The 17729-nt window shown below is 65.3% G+C and carries 18 protein-coding genes; 15 read left to right on the top strand and 3 right to left on the bottom strand.

What is annotated here, in order from left to right; genetic code table 11:
- Positions 1-19: 19 nt before the first annotated feature.
- From KHB019_RS14295 to KHB019_RS14270, 6 genes are read left to right on the top strand one after another with little or no spacing between them, the layout of a single operon-like run.
- A complete protein-coding gene (locus KHB019_RS14295; RefSeq protein ID WP_325472046.1) occupies positions 20-1771 on the top strand; it encodes an acetyl/propionyl/methylcrotonyl-CoA carboxylase subunit alpha in 1752 nt (583 codons plus the stop codon).
- A complete protein-coding gene (locus KHB019_RS14290) occupies positions 1771-2658 on the top strand; it encodes an HpcH/HpaI aldolase/citrate lyase family protein (protein WP_337459274.1) in 888 nt (295 codons plus the stop codon). The genes KHB019_RS14295 and KHB019_RS14290 overlap by 1 nt, the downstream gene beginning before the upstream one ends.
- A gap of 13 nt (positions 2659-2671) precedes the next feature.
- Positions 2672-3133, top strand: a complete 462-nt coding sequence (locus KHB019_RS14285; RefSeq protein ID WP_230102735.1) for a MaoC family dehydratase — start codon at positions 2672-2674, stop codon at positions 3131-3133.
- A 10-nt stretch (positions 3134-3143) separates the two neighbouring features.
- Positions 3144-4319, top strand: a complete 1176-nt coding sequence (locus KHB019_RS14280; RefSeq protein WP_230102736.1) for an acyl-CoA dehydrogenase family protein — start codon at positions 3144-3146, stop codon at positions 4317-4319.
- 41 nt (positions 4320-4360) lie between these two features.
- Positions 4361-5116 (top strand): SDR family NAD(P)-dependent oxidoreductase, encoded by a 756-nt coding sequence (locus KHB019_RS14275; protein WP_230102737.1) that lies wholly within the window; start codon positions 4361-4363, stop codon positions 5114-5116.
- Positions 5117-5134: 18 nt separating this feature from the next.
- Positions 5135-6037: a DMT family transporter gene (locus KHB019_RS14270; RefSeq protein WP_230102738.1), complete on the top strand. Its 903-nt coding sequence runs from the start codon at positions 5135-5137 to the stop codon at positions 6035-6037.
- A gap of 10 nt (positions 6038-6047) precedes the next feature.
- Here the strand turns inward: KHB019_RS14270 and KHB019_RS14265 are convergent, their stop codons facing one another.
- Positions 6048-6557 carry a nuclear transport factor 2 family protein gene (locus KHB019_RS14265; RefSeq protein ID WP_230102739.1) on the bottom strand — a complete coding sequence of 170 codons (510 nt, stop codon included), beginning with the start codon at positions 6555-6557 and terminating at the stop codon, positions 6048-6050.
- Between the two features lie 71 nt (positions 6558-6628).
- Positions 6629-7876 (bottom strand): ABC transporter substrate-binding protein, encoded by a 1248-nt coding sequence (locus tag KHB019_RS14260; RefSeq protein ID WP_230102740.1) that lies wholly within the window; start codon positions 7874-7876, stop codon positions 6629-6631.
- Between the two features lie 199 nt (positions 7877-8075).
- Here KHB019_RS14260 and KHB019_RS14255 point away from each other — a divergent pair, with 199 nt between their 5' ends.
- The 4 genes from KHB019_RS14255 to KHB019_RS14240 are packed head-to-tail and all read left to right on the top strand — an operon-like array spanning position 8076 to position 12672.
- Positions 8076-8945, top strand: coding sequence for a branched-chain amino acid ABC transporter permease (locus KHB019_RS14255; protein WP_230102741.1), 870 nt, complete (start codon positions 8076-8078; stop codon positions 8943-8945).
- Positions 8938-10893 (top strand): branched-chain amino acid ABC transporter ATP-binding protein/permease, encoded by a 1956-nt coding sequence (locus tag KHB019_RS14250; protein WP_230102742.1) that lies wholly within the window; start codon positions 8938-8940, stop codon positions 10891-10893. The genes KHB019_RS14255 and KHB019_RS14250 overlap by 8 nt, the downstream gene beginning before the upstream one ends.
- Positions 10890-11663 (top strand): ABC transporter ATP-binding protein, encoded by a 774-nt coding sequence (locus tag KHB019_RS14245; protein WP_337459273.1) that lies wholly within the window; start codon positions 10890-10892, stop codon positions 11661-11663. The genes KHB019_RS14250 and KHB019_RS14245 overlap by 4 nt, the downstream gene beginning before the upstream one ends.
- Position 11664: 1 nt before the next feature.
- The gene (locus KHB019_RS14240; protein WP_230102744.1) at positions 11665-12672 is read left to right on the top strand and encodes an MBL fold metallo-hydrolase; all 1008 of its coding nucleotides are present in this window, start codon (positions 11665-11667) and stop codon (positions 12670-12672) included.
- 33 nt (positions 12673-12705) lie between these two features.
- Here KHB019_RS14240 and KHB019_RS14235 read toward each other — a convergent pair whose 3' ends face one another.
- Positions 12706-13191, bottom strand: coding sequence for a MaoC/PaaZ C-terminal domain-containing protein (locus KHB019_RS14235; RefSeq protein ID WP_230102745.1), 486 nt, complete (start codon positions 13189-13191; stop codon positions 12706-12708).
- A 121-nt stretch (positions 13192-13312) separates the two neighbouring features.
- Between KHB019_RS14235 and KHB019_RS14230 the strand changes: the two genes are divergently transcribed.
- The 5 genes from KHB019_RS14230 (at position 13313) to KHB019_RS14210 (ending at position 17700) form a co-directional block, all read left to right on the top strand.
- Entirely contained in the window at positions 13313-14878 is a 1566-nt protein-coding gene (locus KHB019_RS14230) for an acyl-CoA carboxylase subunit beta (protein WP_337459272.1), read from the top strand.
- The gene (locus KHB019_RS14225) at positions 14878-15213 is read left to right on the top strand and encodes an EthD family reductase (protein WP_325472044.1); all 336 of its coding nucleotides are present in this window, start codon (positions 14878-14880) and stop codon (positions 15211-15213) included. Before KHB019_RS14230 ends, KHB019_RS14225 begins: the two co-directional genes overlap by 1 nt.
- Before the next feature lie 4 nt (positions 15214-15217).
- On the top strand, positions 15218-15847 hold the full coding sequence (locus tag KHB019_RS14220; protein WP_230102748.1) for an EthD family reductase: 630 nt from the start codon (positions 15218-15220) through the stop codon (positions 15845-15847).
- A 102-nt stretch (positions 15848-15949) separates the two neighbouring features.
- Complete coding sequence (locus tag KHB019_RS14215; RefSeq protein ID WP_230102749.1) at positions 15950-16726, top strand: electron transfer flavoprotein subunit beta/FixA family protein; 777 nt, start codon at positions 15950-15952, stop codon at positions 16724-16726.
- A 2-nt stretch (positions 16727-16728) separates the two neighbouring features.
- Positions 16729-17700 (top strand): electron transfer flavoprotein subunit alpha/FixB family protein, encoded by a 972-nt coding sequence (locus KHB019_RS14210; RefSeq protein WP_230102750.1) that lies wholly within the window; start codon positions 16729-16731, stop codon positions 17698-17700.
- The last annotated feature ends 29 nt before the right edge of the window (positions 17701-17729 follow it).

Raw genomic sequence — 17729 nt, 5'->3', positions numbered from 1 at the left:
AACAGCAAGAGAGACTGAGATGTTCGAGAAGATCCTGATTGCCAACCGCGGCGAGATCGCCGTTCGCGTGATGCGCACCGCCAAGCGCCTCGGCATCGCGACCGTGGCCGTGTACTCCGATGCGGATGCCGGTGCCCTGCACGTGCGGACCGCCGACGAGGCGTTCCCGCTCGGCGGGGGCCCCGCGAGCGACAACTACCTCAACGTCGCGAAGATCGTCGAGGCGGCGAAGCGCACCGGGGCACAGGCCGTGCACCCCGGCTACGGGTTCCTGGCCGAGAACGCGTCGTTCGCAGAGGCGATCACGGACGCCGGGATCGCATTCATCGGCCCGTCGGCGGGTGCCATCACGACGATGGGCGAGAAGGTCGCTGCCCGCGCCGTCGCCGTGGAGGCGAAGGTTCCGCTCGCCCCTGGCTCCGACGGGCCGATCACATCCGCCGACGAGGTCATCGCATTCGGCGACGCACACGGGTACCCGGTGCTGGTGAAAGCCGCATACGGCGGCGGCGGACGCGGCATGCGCGAGATCCGTTCGGCCGACGAAGCGCCTGAAGCATTCGCCGCCGCCGTGCGCGAGGCGACCGCGGCTTTCGGCAACGGCGAGGTGTACTGCGAGCGCTACCTGGTGAACGCCCGCCACGTCGAGGTGCAGGTGTTCGGTGACAGCCACGGCGAGATCGTGTATCTCGGTGACCGCGACTGCTCGGTACAGCGCCGTCACCAGAAGCTCATCGAAGAGGCTCCTGCACCTGGGCTGAGCGACGAGCTCCGGGCCGCGATGGGCGAAGCCGCAGTGCGACTGGCCGGCCACGTCGGCTACGTGGGTGCGGGTACGGTCGAGTTCCTCGTCGAGGACGGGGCGTTCTTCTTCCTCGAGATGAACACGCGAATCCAGGTGGAGCATCCGGTGACCGAGGCCGTGACCGGCCTCGATCTCGTCGAGCTCCAACTGCGGGTCGCGGACGGCGAGCCACTCGGCATGACGCAGGCGGACGTCCGCATCACCGGCGCGGCGATCGAAGCTCGCGTCAACGCCGAAGACGCCTCCGGTGGGCTGTTCCTCCCCGCGCCCGGCCCCATCGCTACGCTGGATGCGCCGAACGATGATGGCCTGAGATGGGATGCCGGCTACGAGAGCGGCGACGAGGTGCTGCCGCTCTACGACAGCCTCATCGGCAAATTGATCTCCGCCGCACCCACTCGTGAGGAGGCCATCGACCAGCTGCGTGACGGGCTTGCGCGCCTGGCCGTCGCCGGCGTCGCCACGACGGCTCCGGCGGCTCGTCACATCATCGGCCTCGCTGCCTTCCGTGGCATGGAGATCAACACGCTCTGGCTCGAGTCCGACGTGGAGTTCCCCGAATTCGACGAAGAGCCGGAAGACCGCTTCGAGGTGGAGGTGGGCGGACGCTGGTATCGGATTCCCTTCTTCCCGGAGGGCGTCGTGGCCGCGCCAGCGGGCGTCCTCGCACCTACTGAGCCGGCCGCCTCGCGAGGGGCCGGGCCTCGAACGGCCGGAGGGCGCTCCCGGAAGAAGGCCGGGGACGGCACCGTCAAGGCTCCGATGCAGGGCACGATCGTCAAGATCAACGTGGCACCGGGTGACGAGGTCAGCGCCGGAACGGTGCTCTTCGTCCTCGAAGCCATGAAGATGGAGAATCCGATCCAGGCGCAGCAGGACGGTGTCATCGCCGCGGTGCACGCCGAGATCGGGCAGTCGACGCCGTCAGGAACGCTTCTCGCCGAGTTCGCCAAGGCGGATGCCTGATGCGGGCACTGCGCTCGGTGCTGTTCGTCCCCGGACACAAGGCGGACTGGATCCAGAAGGCTCTCTCGTCGTCGGCCGACGGCATCATCATCGACCTCGAGGATGCCGTTCCGGAGACCGACAAGGCGCTCGCACGTGAGAATGCACGCACCGCGATCTCGTCGTACTCCGGTGGCAAGACCGTGCTGGTCAGGGTGAATGGACTGGAGACTCCGCACTTCGGGGACGACGCACGCGCCGTGGCCGTCGAGGGTGTGGGCGGGCTTCTTCTGCCGATGCTCCGGCATCGCGACGACGTCGTGGCCTTCGACGGCGTGATCGCCGCCGCCGAGATACTCAACGGCGTCCCGCGGGGATCCGTCGAGGTCGTGCCGTCGTTCGAGACGGCAGAGTCGATCGTCGACGTGGAGAGCATCCTCAGCGGACCGCGTGTCGGCGGGGTCATGGCCGCTGCCGCGAAGGATGCCGATATCTCGCGGGCGGTCGGATTCCGCTGGAGCGCCCAGGGCCTGGAAACGCTGTATCTGCGCAGTCGAATCCTGCTCGCTGCCCGTGCTGCGGGGCTGGAGCTGATCGTTCTCGGCCTGTGGCAGGACGTGCGCGACCTCGACGGCATGCGCACCTTCGCCCGCGACAATGCTGCGCTGGGGTTCACCGGTCAGGTTCTCATCCATCCGACGCATGCCGACATCGCCAACGAGGAGTACGGCCTCTCAAGCGATCGCGTCGATTACTACCGGAGACTGATCGCCGCCTTCGAAGCCGGAGAGCGCGCGGGGCACGGGGCCGTGAGCTTCGAGGGCGAGCACATCGATCTCGCTCACGCCAACAATGCGCGCGAGCAGTTGCGGCGCGCGGGACTTTCCGTCGTCCAGACGGCAGAGTGAACAGGAGCACGCCATGCCCATGTATTTCGAAGACTTCGTCGTCGGCGAGGTCATCCGCCATGCGGTCACCCGCACCGTCACCGAGACGGACAATCTGCTCTTCACGACGTTGACGATGAACGTGCAGCCCCTGCATCTCGATTCCGAGTTCGCCGGGAAGAGCATGTACGGGCAGCGCATCGTGAACAGCGTGTTCACGCTCGGGGTCGCGACCGGCATCCCCGTGCAGGAGACCACGCTCGGGACGACGCTCGGCAATCTCGGCTTCCGAGACATCGAGTTCCCCAAACCGGTCTTCATCGGTGACACGCTGCGTGTCGAGACCGAAGCGCTCGACACGCGGGTGTCGAAGTCACGCCCGACGACGGGGATCGTCGGGATCGAGCACCGCGCATACAACCAGAACGACGAGCTCGTGTGCGTCGTCCGTCGCACCGCGCTCATGATGCGCCGTGGCGAGACCGTTGCCGACTGAGGAGGCGGAGATGAGCGACTACAGTCCGTTGCCGATCGAGCAGACCGAGGATCAGGCCGACCTGCGCGGCATGGTGCGGGAGATCCTTGCCGAGCTCGCCACACCTGAACGGCTGTCCGACCACGATGAGCGGGAAGCGTTCGACGAAGAGCTGTACAGGGCGCTGGCCGAGGCGGGGCTTCTCCAGCTGGAGGGAGAGCTCGGAGGCGACGCGCCGAGCCATGCCAGCCAGGCTGTCGTCCTCGAGGAGCTCGGAGCGACCGCGACGTCGATCGGTGTCTCGCTGGTGGTGCAGTACATGGCGGTGACGCTGCTGTCGCAGCACGGCACCGACGCCCAGCGGCAGAACTACCTCGCGGAGTTGTACAGCGGCGCGCATCGCGCAGCCTTCGCGTTGACGGAACCCGGAGGCGGTACGGATGTCGCCCGTGCCATGCAGACCAAGGCGGTCCGCAGGCCTGAGGGCGGCTGGGTCGTCAACGGCGCCAAGATGTGGATCTCGGGCGCAACCGACTGCGGCTTCCTCGTGGTGCTCGCCCGCACCTCGCCCATCGAGCGGTCGGCCGTCAGCGGAATCACCATGTTCCTCGTGCCCGCGGATGCGCCCGGGGTCACGGTGAACGAGATGGACACCGTCGCCATCCACGGGCTGTCGACATGCGAGGTCGGATTCGCCGACGTCATCCTGCCCGACGATGCCGTGCTCGGTGAAGTCGACAAGGGGTTCCGCCAAGTCATCTCCACCCTCAACGGCGAGCGTCTGAACGCGGCCGCCGTCGCGCTCGGGATCGCACGTGGCGCGCACGAGGCCGCGCTCGAGTACGTGCAGAGTAGGCAGGCTTTCGGCCGTCCGATCGGGGGATTCCAGATCCTTCAGCACCGACTCGTCGACGGCGCCGTGAAGATCGAGGGGGCGCGGGGTCTTCTCCAGCGAGCTGCGCGTGCCGCTGACGACGGTGGTGAGGCCGAGACCCTGTCGGCGATGGCCAAGCTCGCCGCATCCGAAGCGGCGACCACGATCGCGGAGAACGGGATGCGCGCGATGGGCGGATCGGGGCTCAGCCGAGAGTACGCCATGCAACGTTTCTGGCGGGACGCCCGGTTGTACACGTTCGCCCCGCTCACCGACGAGATGATGCACAACTTCATCGGCGAGTTCCACCTCAAACTGCCGCGCTCGTTCTGAGCCGCTGTTCCACTCTCGCCCATCCCGCGAAACGGAGAATCATGGAAACGAAGACTGATCGCACCGTGCTCATCACCGGGGCCGCCGGCGGTATGTGTCGCGGCATCAACGCCCGACTCGGCGCTGCCGGCCACACCGTGCTGTGCGCGGATCTGTCGCTCGATGCCGCGCAGAGCGCGGCTCAGTCGGTGCGCGACGCGGGCGGTCGTGCCGAGGCGTTCGCGGTGGACGTGTCGAGCCACGAGAGTGTCGCGGCGTTGGTGGATGCCGTGCATGAGCGGGTCGGCGGTGTCGACGCGCTCGTCAACGCCGCCGGCATCCTGGATCGGAAGTACCTCGCGGATCATGACGCCACATCGTTCGAGCGCACGATCGACATCAACCTGATCGGTCCGTTCCGGATGATCCAGGCGTTTGCGCCCGAGATGATCGAGCGTCGTTGGGGGCGGATCATCAACATCTCGTCGATCGCCGGCGTCACCGGATATCCGTATCCGAGTTATGCCGCGTCCAAAGCCGGGCTGTCCAACCTCGCCAGGTCGCTCGTGATCGACTTCTGGGGCACAGGCGTGACGGTGAACTCCATCTGCCCCGGCGTCGTCGACACCCCGATGGTCATCCAGGAGATCCGCGACCAGGTGCCGCGAAAGGTTCCGACGGAGCAGATCATCGATCCCGACGAGATCGGTGGGGTCGCGTCATTTCTTCTCAGTGATGACGCGAAGAACATCAACGGCGCAGACATCCTGATCGATGGTGGGGCGACGCGCTACTTCCAGCTGTTCGACAGGCCGTAGATGCGGCTGAGGGGCGGCGTGTACACGATCGTCGCCTTCGTCCTCACCGGCATCGTCTGGGGCGCCGGGTTCCTGTTCATCAGAGTGGCGATGAGCGAGTTCGCTCCCGTCGAGTTCGTGTTCGCGCGGACTCTCATGGCCAGCGTGGTGCTCGCCCTGATCATGTTCGTCACGCGTCGTCGATGGCCCAGAGGGTGGACGGCGTGGCGCCGCATCGGAACGTTGGGCATCGTCGGATGCGCTGTCCCGTTCCTCTTCTACGCCTGGGCCGGCCAGCGGATCCCGAGCGGACTGTCCAGCATCTACAACGCCGCCGTCCCCGTCGCCACGGCCCTTGTCACGCTGGTCGCCATGCGGCAGGAGCGGCTCGGCGCACAGAAGCTGCTGGCAATCGGTATCGGGGCGCTCGGCATCGTCGTTGTGATGCAGCCGTGGCGGCTGGACGCTTCGGAGTTCGATGTCTGGGGGCAGGTCGCGTGCATCTGCGCGGTGCTCGGCCTGGGGTTCGCCTTCTCCTACACGCGTAAGGCGATCAGCCCTCTGGGTATCGATCCGATCGCCGTCGCGATGGGGCAGATGCTGGTGTGCACGGCGGTGCTCGGCGCCGTCGTGCCCTTCGCGACAGTCGGCTTCCGGGAGCTCAGTCTGCCGGTGATCGGGAGTCTGCTGATGAGCGGCATCTTCGCAACGGGCATAGCCTACGTGTGGAACTTCCACGTCATCGCCCAGTGGGGGGCGGCATCCGCCTCGATGGTGACATACCTGACGACGCTGGTCGGGGTGGCGCTGGGGATCATCGTGCTCCACGAGCCCCTGAGCCTCAATCACTTCATCGGCGCCGCGATCGTTCTTCTCGGGGTCGGCGTGGGAGTTCGCGGATCGCGGGGCACAGTCGGGCTCGGCCCTGCGGCACCAGGATAGAACGGAACGCTCACACGCCGCCGATCCAGTCGAGCGTCGGTCTGGGAACGTCATACTCCGGGGCGGGGCCCTTCCTATCGACCAGAGGGTCGATGCGCACGCGTGTCAGGCGCATGAAGGCGATCCGCCACCCGGCTTCGGTGCGCCGGTACTCCTCTTCGTAGTAGCCGTATCCGTAGAGTCCGTACATGCCGGGTATCTCGATTCCGCGGTAGACCTTCGTGCCGGGTTCCCACGTCAGGTGATCCGTCATCGACCACACGCCACGCACCTGACCAGCAGCCACCTGCTGGAAGCGAGGATTGGTTCCGCGATGCTGTGAGGTCACGCCGGTGAAGAACGAGCTGAGCCCCTCCACCCAGTCGTCCGGCCCGTCCATCTCGAACGGGAAGCCCTCGAATCGAGCGTCGTCGGTGAACACGCGGCGGAGTGCGTCCCACCGCTTGTTGTCCATCCAGTAGAAGTACTGCGCTTTCAGGTCCTGGATCTCCTGCAGGTCCTGCCAGGTCATTGCGTCCATGCTTCATCTCCTTGACATGTGGTGAAGGGGATGCCCGGCGAACCGGACATCCCCTTCGAGTTGGCGAGCGATCAGTAGGTCTTGACGACCTCGAACGTGCCATCGGTCACCCGTAGAACCGCGAGCCCCTCCAGCGATGTCGACCCGTGGAACTCAGGCGTGTACGTGTAGATGCCGTTGACGCCGACAACGGACTGCGTATCGTTCTCGAGCGCATCGCGAATTGCGTCGCGCGTGGCCTGCACATCTGAGGGGTCCGGCGCGCCTGCCTTCTCGATCGCGTTGACCAACAGGGTCGCTCCGTCCCAGCCGTTTGCGGCGTACTGACCGGCAGGTTCGCCGTAGGCCTCCTGGTAGCCGTCGACGAGTGCCATCGTCGCTTCGTACTGCGGGCTGTCCTCCGTGAGCGAATCGGGCGCGAGGACGACGGATCCCTGGAGGTAGGTGCCGTCACCGGCGGCTCCGGCGTTCTCGATGTATGCAGCCGAACCTGCGCCCGGCGAGTTGAACAGCGCCGGTTCGAATCCGATCGACTCCGCGCTCTTCGCAACGATCGCATTCGCCGGATTGACCGCCCATACGAATACCGCATCGGGGTCTCCCTGCTCGAGATTCGAAAGCTGTGCGGTGACCTCGGTCGCGGTGGCGTCGAATGCTTCCTTGCCCGTGACCTCGATGCCGTACTCGGCGGCCACATCGTCAATGCGGTTCGCCGGGTCCTGGCCGTAACCGTCGTTGGTGTGGAGCAGGCCGACCTTGGTCCACCCCTCAGCCTTCGCGAACTCGAACTGGGCCTTCAGTGACTCGTTCGTGCCGGAGTACTGCTTGAACATGTACGTCGCGTTCTCGGCCGGGTCGACGATCGCACTCGACGACGCCAGCGCGATCGTCGGTACGGTCAGATCCTTCGAGAACGTCTGCAACGCGATCGATTCGCCGGATGATGACGGGCCGAGGATGGCATGCACGTTCTCCTCGATCGCGAGTTTGCGGAACTGGTTCACCGCGGTGCTCTCGGTGCTTCCGCTGTCGAGAACGACGAGTTCGACGGGGTGACCGTCGATGCCGCCGTCGGCATTGAGCTGCTTGACGTACAGCTCGATCGCCTTCTGCTCGGGTTCGCCGAGGGCCGCGTAGCTGCCGGTCAGCCCGACGAGGACGCCGACCTTGTACGCGTCGGCGTCGCCTCCGCCGCCGCCATTCCCGTCGCCTGGCGCGGCACCGCCGGAACAAGCGGCCAGGGTGAGAGCGATTGCTGCAGCCCCCGCTGTAAGGGCGGTCCGACGCCAGATTCCCGACACCGTGGATAGCTTCTTCATCGAGCTGTCCCTTCTCTCTGATTCTTGTGACTTCTTCGTTGAATGTCAGTCGTCGGACATCGCCGGTCAGCTGGGCGGCCGACATTGACGTGATGCGAAACGACGTCTACGCTGATTCAAGCGAACGTGCGTTCGTATGTCAATATGGACATTCGGATGTGACGCATTCGTGATCCAGCTCTGAATCAAGGAGGCTTCAGTGGAAGTGGTCATGCAACTGCTCCTCACGGCCGTCGCCACGGGTGCCCTTTACGGCGCGATCGGCATCGGCTTCGTGATCGTGCACCGTCTGACGGGAATGGTGAACTTCGCAATGGGCGACATCGCCGTCGCCGGAGCGTTCGGTGCCGTCGTCGCCTCGGCTGTGATGCCGCCGTTCCTCGCGATCCTCGCCGGTGCTGTCGTCGGGGCGCTCGTGAGCGTGGCGATGTATCACCTGGCGATTCACCCGCTCCGCAAGGAGAGCCTCATGGTGCAGACGATCGTGACGCTCGGCGTCGGAATCGCCTTGCGGTCGCTGCTGCAGCTGATGTTCGGCAGCGGACCGCGTCAGTTCGATCCGATCACGGGGGGAGGGTCGATCAACATCCTCGGAGGATCCATCCCGCCGCAGTCGCTGTGGTTGATCGGTATCGCCGTCGTCGGCTACATCGGGCTTGCACTGTTCTTCGATCGCACTCTCTCTGGCAAGGCCCTCAGCGCGTTCTCCGTCAATGCGTACGCCGCAGGAGTCGTCGGTATCGGGCTGACGGGGATGGCCACGATCGCCTTCGCGCTGTCCGGTGCGATCGCCGGCGGTGTGCTTGCGGCGCAGACCCCGACGTCGTTCATCACCGCTGGAGCCGGGCTCGCTCTCGGCCTGAAAGGATTCATCGCCGCGATCCTCGGCGGGTTCGACAAGCTCGGACTGACGCTTGTGGGTGGCATGCTGGTCGCCTTCGTAGAAGTCGCGTTCGCCCGCTTCGTGGATGCCGCGCAGGCGCAGACCGTGATGTTCGCCCTGTTGATCGTGCTCCTGATCGTCCGCCCCCAGGGCCTTACTCGAAAGGTGGCGGCAGACCGTGTCTAAGACAACGACGAGTTCGCTGCACATGCTCACCTGGAAGCACGCCGTAGGCATTCTGGTGTGGATCGGTGCCGTGGTGCTGTTCGCCGCGACCTCGAACGCGTACTCCGCGGGGCTCGGAGCATCCGTCGGAATCCTTGCCCTTCTCGGTCTCGGGATGATCCTGGTGACCGGGTATGCGGGGCAGTTCTCGCTCGCCGTCGGTGCGTTCTATGGGATCGGGGCCTACGGCTCCACGATTCTGACGGTGAAGTTCGGTTGGTACGGGCTATTGGCATTGGTGCTCGCTGCGGCCATCGCTGCCGCTGTCGGATTCGCTCTGGCACGGCCGCTGTTCCGCCTGCGTGGGCATTTCCTCGCAATGGCGACTCTCGCCCTCACCGAAGTGTTCTACTTGCTCGTGAACAACTCGTCCTACACGGGCGGCTCGACGGGTATGGGCGGGCTCCGGCCGTTGGACGTTCTCGGCTTCGCATTCACCTCGAGCCAGAGCCATATGATTCTCAACTGGCTCATCGTGGGAATCGTCCTCTGGGGTGCTCTGATGCTGCGCAAGGGCCGTGAAGGCCGGGCGCTGCTGGCGATTCGCGGCCACGAGGCCGCGGCTGCGTCGGCGGGTATCAACATCGCATCGTCCAAGGCCCGGGTGTTCACGGCGTCGGCTGTGATCAGTGCCGTTGCGGGCTCCCTGTACGCGCATCAGATGCTCTACGTCAACCCGCCGCCCTTCGGCCTGGCTACCGCGATCGACGTACTCATGATCGCCGTCCTCGGTGGGATGCGCAGCCCCTGGGGCGCCATCATCGGTGCGATTGTTCTGGAACTGCTCAATCAGTGGATCGAGTCCGCACTTCCTGGACTGCTCGGCAGCGGCGCGGTCGGTGCCGGACAGCAACTCGTCATCGGTGTTCTTCTCGTGGTCATCCTGGTGGCTCGCCCGGACGGAGTGGCCGGCGCTCTCGGCTCGCTATTCGGCTTCGTGCGACGCTCGATCGATCGGCGACGTCGATCGACGAGCGCTCCGGGACCTCTCGTGGAGAGCGCCGAGGTTTCGGAAGGGGGGCGGACGGACATGGCGTCGCTCCGGCGCGCCGAAGATGCTGACCGTGCTGCACGCGCCCCGGGTGAAGTCGTGCTCGAAGCCAGCGGTCTCGTCAAGAGGTTCGGCGGGGTCAAGGCCGTCAGCGAGGTCTCGCTGCAGTTGCGTTCCGGTGAAGTCCTGGCCGTCATCGGGCCCAACGGCGCGGGCAAGTCGACGCTGGTCAACCTGCTGTCAGGCAACCTGTCGCCGACGGCGGGAAGGGTGCAGCTCGACGGCAGGGAGACGACCGATCTCAAGGCTTTCCAGGTGGCAAGGTATGGGCTCTCGCGGACGTTCCAGACACCGTGCTTGTTCGAAGGCATGGACGTCGAAGCAACGGTCAAGGTCGGGGCGCATCTGCGCGGATCCGTCGGGATGCTGCGATCTTCCGTTCCTACGATCGGAGCGCTCAAGGAGGAGCGGCAGCTCGCTGCGGAGACCGCAGAAGTGCTGGAACGCTTGGGTCTCGCGGAACTGGCTGACCGCGATGCTAAAGCGCTCTCGCTCGGTCAGCAGAAGCAGGTCGAGATCGCTCGCGCTCTCGTCTCGCGGCCGAAGGTATTGCTGTTGGATGAGCCCTGTGCCGGCCTGAACAAGCAGGAGAAGGCGTCGCTCATGCAGCTTCTGAGGGCACTCGGTAGGGAAGGGCTCGCTGTACTGGTCATCGAGCACGACATGGAATTCGTGATGGCGAGCGCTGATCGCGTGCAAGTGCTGAACTTCGGGGCGACGCTCCGTGTGGGCACCCCGGAGGAAGTCCAGAACGACCAGGCGGTGATCGACGCGTACCTCGGGGTCTCGCACGAGAACGAGCCGGTCACGACCACGACCATGACGGTCGTCGAGAAGAAGACGTGGTGGAAGCGATGAGTACTGCACTCGATGTCTCGAACGTGAGTTTCTCGTACGGGCGCGCGCAGGTGCTGCGTGATGTGTCCTTCGCGGCGGATGCCGGTGAGATCGTCACGGTCATCGGTCCGAATGGTGCGGGCAAGTCGACGCTCCTGAACGTGATCGCGCGCAGCCACAGGCTCCGTCGTGGAACAGTCACGGTGATGGGCAAGGACACGAGGATGATGCGCCAGGCGCAGGTGGTCCGATCGGGGTGTGTGCTCGTGCCCGAGGGGCGTCAGGTCTTCTCGACGCTGTCTGTCGAGGACAACCTGCAGCTCGGCGGATACACGCGTCGCCGCGACTTCAAGCGACTCCTCGATGAGGTGTACGGCTACTTTCCCCGGCTCATGGAACGACGGACTCAGCTCGCCGGAACCCTGTCCGGTGGTGAGCAGCAGATGCTCGCCGTCGGCCGAGCGTACATGAGTGAACCCAGCGTGATGCTGCTGGACGAACCCAGTCTCGGGCTATCGCCGCAGATGACGGCGCAGGTGATGGCCGTGCTCGGCAAGCTTCGCCGTGACCGTGGGCTGACCATCATGCTCGTCGAGCAGAACGCGCATGCCGCGCTCGGACTCGCAGACCGTGGGTACGTGCTCAGTGGCGGCGAGGTTCTGCTCGAAGGATCTGCTGAGGAGCTGCGTGCCAACCCGATGATCCAGCACATCTACCTCGGTGGGGCTGCGTCGTCTGAGCCGGTGGCGCCGACGATCGAGGCGGCGCTCAACGACGAACTTCCGGAGTGACATGCGCGTCACCGCGGATGTCACTCCTACCAGCGCACAGCAGTTCCACGCCTGGTCCCGCCGTGCGGTGCCGGCAGCCGAGCGAATCGCCGACGGGGTCTGGGCGGTGCCGGTGCCAGTGTCGCGCATCCCGATCCGGTTCACGTACGCGTATCTGATCCGCTCCAACGGTCAGGCGGTGCTCATCGATCCGGGTGCAAGCAGTCCCGAGGGCGACGCCGCCCTCGCCCGTGGATTGGATGCAATCGGGATGCCGGTGCGATCGCTGACGGGCATCGTCATCACGCACTACCACTTCGATCACTGGGAGGCCGCGGACGCACTTGCACAGCAGAGCGGGGCGTGGGTCGCGATCGGTGCGAGCGAGCAGAATTGGATCGACCGGCTGACCGATGACGTTCTGAGTTTGAAAGCCGCGATCGAGCGGTTTCGCGAGTTCGGAGTCCCGGCAGAACGAGCGGCTGAGTTCGCTGCTGTGGAGGACTACCGCTACACACGGGACCATCTGCGTCCTGGTCTCCTGTTGCGTCACTTGGACGTGTTGCCGGTCGAGGGGGAATCGCTTCGGGTCCTGTCCACGCCAGGACACAGCCCAGGGCACGTGTGCATCCATGATGAACGACGCGACCTGCTGTTCAGCGGCGATCACGTCCTTCCAGGGATCACACCGCACATCGCATTGAATCCGTTCGGGGAGCCCGATCCGCTGGATCAGTACCTTCAGTCGCTTCTCGTTGTCGAGCAGATCGGCGATGTCGAGGTGCTCCCGGCGCATGAGTATCGCTTCAGGGGACTCCGCGCGCGGACGCAGTCGCTCAGGGATGATGTTGCGCTCCGAGCGTGCGAAGTCTCGAACGTGCTCGAGCGTTCTCCCCGATCGACGGTGTGGGAGGTCGCGCGCGACTTGACGTGGTCACGCCCGTGGACGCAGTTCGGGGTGGAGGCGCAGCGAATGGCCGTCGTGGAGACGGCTGCTTATATCGCAACGCTGGCAACCGGATCCGCGTAACGCGTCACAGGCGTGGCCGGCTCGCGCCAGGAGTTATGCGTCGCGCCGCCGCACGAGAAAACTGGACGTGAATGTCATCACCACTTCGCCGCGCTGGTTCATGGTCGAGTAGTCGATCGTCCAAACCCCGTTCTCCGGCTTCGAAGTCACGCGCGCCTCGCGGACCGTGGCGCGAACGTATATCGAGTCGCCGATGAGCACGGGCTTGCTCGCGCGCACCTCGTCGAGTCCGAGCCAGGCGATCACGTTGCCGAAGTAGCCGAGTTGCGTGACAAGACCGAGGGACAGGGAGAGAGTCAGCGGCCCGTGGGCGATGCGCTCACCGAACGGCGTGGATGCGGCGTAGTCGGCGTTGATGTGGAACTGCACGATATCGCCGGTGAGCCCTGCCCAGTTGACGAGATGCGCATCTGTGATCGTGATCCCGGTCGAATGCAGCTCGTCTCCCGCGATCAGATCTTCCCAGTGCCGTGGTTGCGGTGCTTTCACATTTCCCGGCGTTGGCATCGTCTCGGTCATGAGGGCCTCCTTGCTCTCCAGGAAGCCTGTCAGAACATCGGCGACTTCCGTTAACGATCAGACTAGCGTACGCTCGTTCGCAGAACTACCCACCTCATGGAGGTCAACGATGACGAACGCTGTGACTGAGACCCAGCCCGAAGACGGCCAGGTTGCCGAGAAGACCGTGCACGACACTCTGTCGGAGTACGCCGCGGCTGCCAAGCTCGGCGGCTCGCAGAAGAACCGCGACAAGATCAAGGCGTCGGGCAAGATGCTCGTGCGCGAGCGTCTTGCGCACCTGTTCGATGACGGCGAGTACATCGAGGACGGCCTACTGGCTCGCTTCTCCGAGGGTCTGCCCGGTGATGCCGTCGTGTGCGCGTACGGCAACATCGACGGCCGCGAGGTCTGCGTCATCGCCAACGACTACAGCGTCAAAGCGGGCACGTGGGGCTACCGCACCTTCGAGAAGATCACCTTCGCACAGGACACGGCCACGGCCGCCGGCATCCCGATCGTGTACCTCTTCGACTCCGCCGGCGCACGTATCGACGAGCAGCTCGACAGCTTTGCAGGTCGTCACGCGTGGGGCAACATCTTCTACAACCAGGTGCAGATCTCTGGGCGCGTACCGCAGGTGTGCGCGCTGTTCGGCCCTTCGCCTGCGGGCTCTGCGTACGTCCCGGCCCTCTGCGACTTGACCATTATGGTCCGCGGTCACGCGACGGCATACCTCGGGTCTCCCCGCCTGGCCGAGATGGTCACGGGGGAGAAGGTCACCCTCGAAGAGATGGGGGGTGCGGAGATGCACTGCACCGTCTCGGGTCTGGGCGACGTCCTCGTCGAGGACGACATCGAAGCCCTCAACGCGATCCGTGTCTGGCTCAGCTTCCTTCCTGCGAACTGGGAGAACCCGGCGCCCGTTGCTCCGGCGGCCGAACCGCGCGAGGGACGCAAGCTCAGCGATATCGTTCCGCTGCGCGAAGCAGAGGTGTTCGACATGGAGGAGTTCGTCGAATCGCTGGTCGATGAAGGAAGCTACTTCCCTTACAAGGAGCTCTTCGCGCCTGAGATGCTGACCGGCTTCGCCCGGATCAACGGACAGCCCGTCGGACTCGTCGCGAATCAGCCCAAGCACATGGGCGGCACGATCTTCCCCGACTCGTCCGACAAGGCGGCCCGTTTCATCTGGATCTGCAACGCCTACAACATCCCGATCCTGTTCCTCGTAGATATCGCGGGATACATGATCGGATCCGCGGTCGAGCGCCAGGGCATCATCCGTCACGGCGCGAAGATGATCTTCGCCGTGTCGGAGTGCCGCGTCCCTCGCATCACAGTGCTCGTGCGCAAAGCGTACGGTGGCGGCTACCTCGCGATGTCCGGAGCTCCCATGCACCCCGACGCGATCATCGCGCTGCCGACGGCTCGCCCGGCGCTGATGGGGCCGGATGCCGCCGTCAACGGCGTCTATTACAACCAGATCCACGCCATCGAAGACCCCGAGGAGCGCGCGAGGTTCGTCGCCGAGAAGCACGCCGAGTACGCCGAGGGCATCGACGTCTTCAAGATCGCCGACGCCAACGCAGTTGAAGCGGTGGTGCCGACGGACGAGCTGCGCGGAGAACTGTCCAAGCGTCTTCGCCTGTACAAGAAGCGTGACGCCGTGCCCGTGCAGCGCCGCCAAGCAGTAACGCCTGTCTGATGTACCGAGTGATCGTGGTCATCCGCCGGAAGGTGGGGATGGCGCGTGAGGAATTCCTCGAGCACTGGCTCGCCGACCATCCGCGCTTCGTCGAGCGTCTTCCCGGCGTGCGGGCATACCGGCAGAGCCCGGCAATCGAGCATCGCAAGGAATGGCCGTTCGACGGCATGGCGGAGCTGTTCTTCGATTCGCTCGGTGACATCGCTCGTGCGTTCGACTGCGTCGAGGCGCGGGAGCTGTTCGCGCATGAGGAGGATTTCCTCGAGGACGCGACGTGGTTCATCGCCGACGAAGGGCGAGATGTCCCATTGGCGTCGCTGTTGAACAAGGAGTAGAGCTGTGCCCAAACGAATCACTTACCTGACGAAGCGGTCCGACCTCAGCGCCGAGCAGTTCAGCGCGCACTGGTCGACCTCGCACGCGGCCATCGCCGTGAACCTGCCCGGAATCGAGTCGTACCGTCAGAACCACGTCGTCGGTGGCGGATCGTCCGTGTACAACGTCGACGGGATCGTGGAGCTGTGGTTCGCCAACGATGAAGTGGTGACAGCCGGAATCGATTCGGAGGTCGCGGATCTGCTCGTCGAGGACGAACCGCGATTCCTCAGCGGTCTCGTTGGTGGTGCAGTGGACTCTGGCGCGCCGACGCAGTACTGGCCGACCAAGGTTTGGGTTCTGGCGCGATGGACGGATCAAGACGCATCTGACGTTCTGGTCGCGTGGTCGCGTCGGACTGCGCGTGGAATCGGTGCGGTCGCTGCCGTCAACATCGTCGACCCCAGCGGACCCCAACTCACTCGCGAACGCCTCACGGTCAACCCAAGGCCACCGCAGGTCGCCGTGTGCTTCGGTCTGGAGTCCGGACAGGACCCCGAGCACGCGCGTGCGACTGTGTTGCGTGAGGCGGCGAGACTCGACAGCTTGGCAGACCTTGACGTGCTGCTCGCTGAGGAGAAGGTCATCGTTTGACCGCTCTGCGCGCTCCGTGGTGATTCTAAGTATCATGATACTTGACACTCAATTCCACCTTTGCCGGCCGACTAGACTCGACTCAGTCGTGAGGAGCATTCGATGAAGATCTTCGTCCTGGTCAAAGAGGTGCCAGATACCTATGGCGATCGCAAGTTGAATCTGGAGACGGGTTTGGCTGATCGTGGCGCCGGTGATGTGGTGCTGGATGAGATCACCGAGCGTGCTCTTGAGGTGGCTCTGAGCTTCGCCGACAAGAACGATGGCACCGAGGTCGTGGCCCTTTCGATGGCCCCCGAGTCGTCGACGGCTTCCATTCGCCGCGCACTTGCGATCGGTGCGGCATCCGCCGTGCACGTCGTCGACGCGGAGCTTGCCGGAGCCGATCTCGGACTCACCGCCGAGGTTCTGGCCGCGGCGATCCGCCGCGCCGAGCCCGACCTGGTGATCACGGGGAACCTGTCCACCGACGGTTCGGGTGGCATGATCCCGGCGATGCTCGCCGAGCACCTCGGCTTCGCGCAGGCGACTGCCCTGAGCGCGGTGGAGATCACGGCCGACGGTGTGACTGGTACCCGTGCGGCCGACGACGGGAACCAGTCCGTGACCGTTCCGCTCCCGGCGGTGATCTCGATCACTGAGGCTCTGCCCGATGCGCGGTTCCCGAACTTCAAGGGCATCATGGCCGCGAAGAAGAAGCCGCTCGAGGTTCTGTCGCTGGCCGATCTCGGCGTCTCCGCCGACCCGGCTGCAGCGCCGCGGACGATCATGACGACGGTTTCCGAGAAGCCCCCGCGTGCGGCGGGCGTGAAGATCACCGATGAGGGGGATGCCGGCGCACAGCTGGTCGACTTCCTCGTGCAGAACAGGCTGGTGTGACCATGAGCTACCCCGCAGACTCCATCCTCGTCCTCGTCGACGTGACCCCCGCAGGTGACGCTGCCTCGAGTACGGCCGCGCTGATCGGTGCCGCATCGTTGATCGGTTCTCCGGTTGCGCTGGTTCCCGGTGGTGCGCAGAGCGCGGTGGATGCCGCGGCCGCTGCCGGTGCATCCGTCGTCCTCACGGCGGATGCCGATGCCGGGTCCCTCACGGTTCCGCTGGTGGACGCGCTGCAGGCCGCGTACAAGAAGGTGCAACCGGACGCGATCCTGATCTCGAACTCGATCACCGGGCGCGATGTCGCCGGGCGCCTCGCTGTGCGCGAGCGGCTCGCCATCTCGGTCGACGCGACCGGCGTCTCGCGTGATGATGAGGGCATCGTCGCTCACCACTCCGTCTACGGCGGCGCGTATCTCACGGATTCGGCTCCGACGTTCGGCGCCCCGGTGATCACGGTCCGTCAGGGCGCGGTGGATGCTCGTGCCGAGGCCGTCGGCACACCTGCCGTCGAGGCGCTCGAGGTGACGGCATCCGGCGCCGCCGCAGCGTCGGCCGGCACGGTCGAGGTCGTCGAGGTCGCGTCGTCGCGTCCCGAACTGCGCGGAGCCACCAGGGTCGTCTCGGGTGGTCGTGGGCTCGGCTCGAAGGAGCAGTTCGTGCTCGTCGAGCAGCTCGCTGACGCGCTCGGTGCCGCGATCGGCGCGTCGCGCGCCGCGGTGGATGCCGGATACATCCCGTATGCGCACCAGGTCGGGCAGACCGGTGTCTCGGTGTCGCCGCAGCTGTATGTCGCTGTCGGAATCTCCGGTGCGATCCAGCACCGTGCCGGCATGCAGACCGCGAAGACCATCGTCGCGATCAACAAGGATGGCGACGCCCCGATCTTCGACATCGCCGACTTCGGCATCGTCGGCGACCTGTTCACGATCGTGCCGCAGGTCGTCGAGGCCCTCGAAGCACGGAAGAAGTAACCATGGCGACGCGGATGCTCAGGCGGGGC

It is taken from the genome of Microbacterium sp. KHB019 (assembly GCF_037285405.1).
Classification (GTDB): Bacteria; Actinomycetota; Actinomycetes; order Actinomycetales; family Microbacteriaceae; genus Microbacterium.
This window is presented reverse-complemented; position numbering and strand designations above follow the sequence as displayed.

Bases quoted from the DNA above. Each gene is read 5' to 3' on its own strand.
- KHB019_RS14295 (WP_325472046.1), top strand. From the start codon at position 20: ATGTTCGAGAAGATCCTGATTGCCAACCGCGGCGAGATCGCCGTTCGC.
- KHB019_RS14290 (WP_337459274.1), top strand. From the start codon at position 1,771: ATGCGGGCACTGCGCTCGGTGCTGTTCGTCCCCGGACACAAGGCGGAC.
- KHB019_RS14285 (WP_230102735.1), top strand. From the start codon at position 2,672: ATGCCCATGTATTTCGAAGACTTCGTCGTCGGCGAGGTCATCCGCCAT.
- KHB019_RS14280 (WP_230102736.1), top strand. From the start codon at position 3,144: ATGAGCGACTACAGTCCGTTGCCGATCGAGCAGACCGAGGATCAGGCC.
- KHB019_RS14275 (WP_230102737.1), top strand. From the start codon at position 4,361: ATGGAAACGAAGACTGATCGCACCGTGCTCATCACCGGGGCCGCCGGC.
- KHB019_RS14265 (WP_230102739.1), bottom strand. From the start codon at position 6,557: ATGGACGCAATGACCTGGCAGGACCTGCAGGAGATCCAGGACCTGAAA.
- KHB019_RS14260 (WP_230102740.1), bottom strand. From the start codon at position 7,876: ATGAAGAAGCTATCCACGGTGTCGGGAATCTGGCGTCGGACCGCCCTT.
- KHB019_RS14245 (WP_337459273.1), top strand. From the start codon at position 10,890: ATGAGTACTGCACTCGATGTCTCGAACGTGAGTTTCTCGTACGGGCGC.
- KHB019_RS14240 (WP_230102744.1), top strand. From the start codon at position 11,665: ATGCGCGTCACCGCGGATGTCACTCCTACCAGCGCACAGCAGTTCCAC.
- KHB019_RS14235 (WP_230102745.1), bottom strand. From the start codon at position 13,191: ATGACCGAGACGATGCCAACGCCGGGAAATGTGAAAGCACCGCAACCA.
- KHB019_RS14225 (WP_325472044.1), top strand. From the start codon at position 14,878: ATGTACCGAGTGATCGTGGTCATCCGCCGGAAGGTGGGGATGGCGCGT.
- KHB019_RS14215 (WP_230102749.1), top strand. From the start codon at position 15,950: ATGAAGATCTTCGTCCTGGTCAAAGAGGTGCCAGATACCTATGGCGAT.
- KHB019_RS14210 (WP_230102750.1), top strand. From the start codon at position 16,729: ATGAGCTACCCCGCAGACTCCATCCTCGTCCTCGTCGACGTGACCCCC.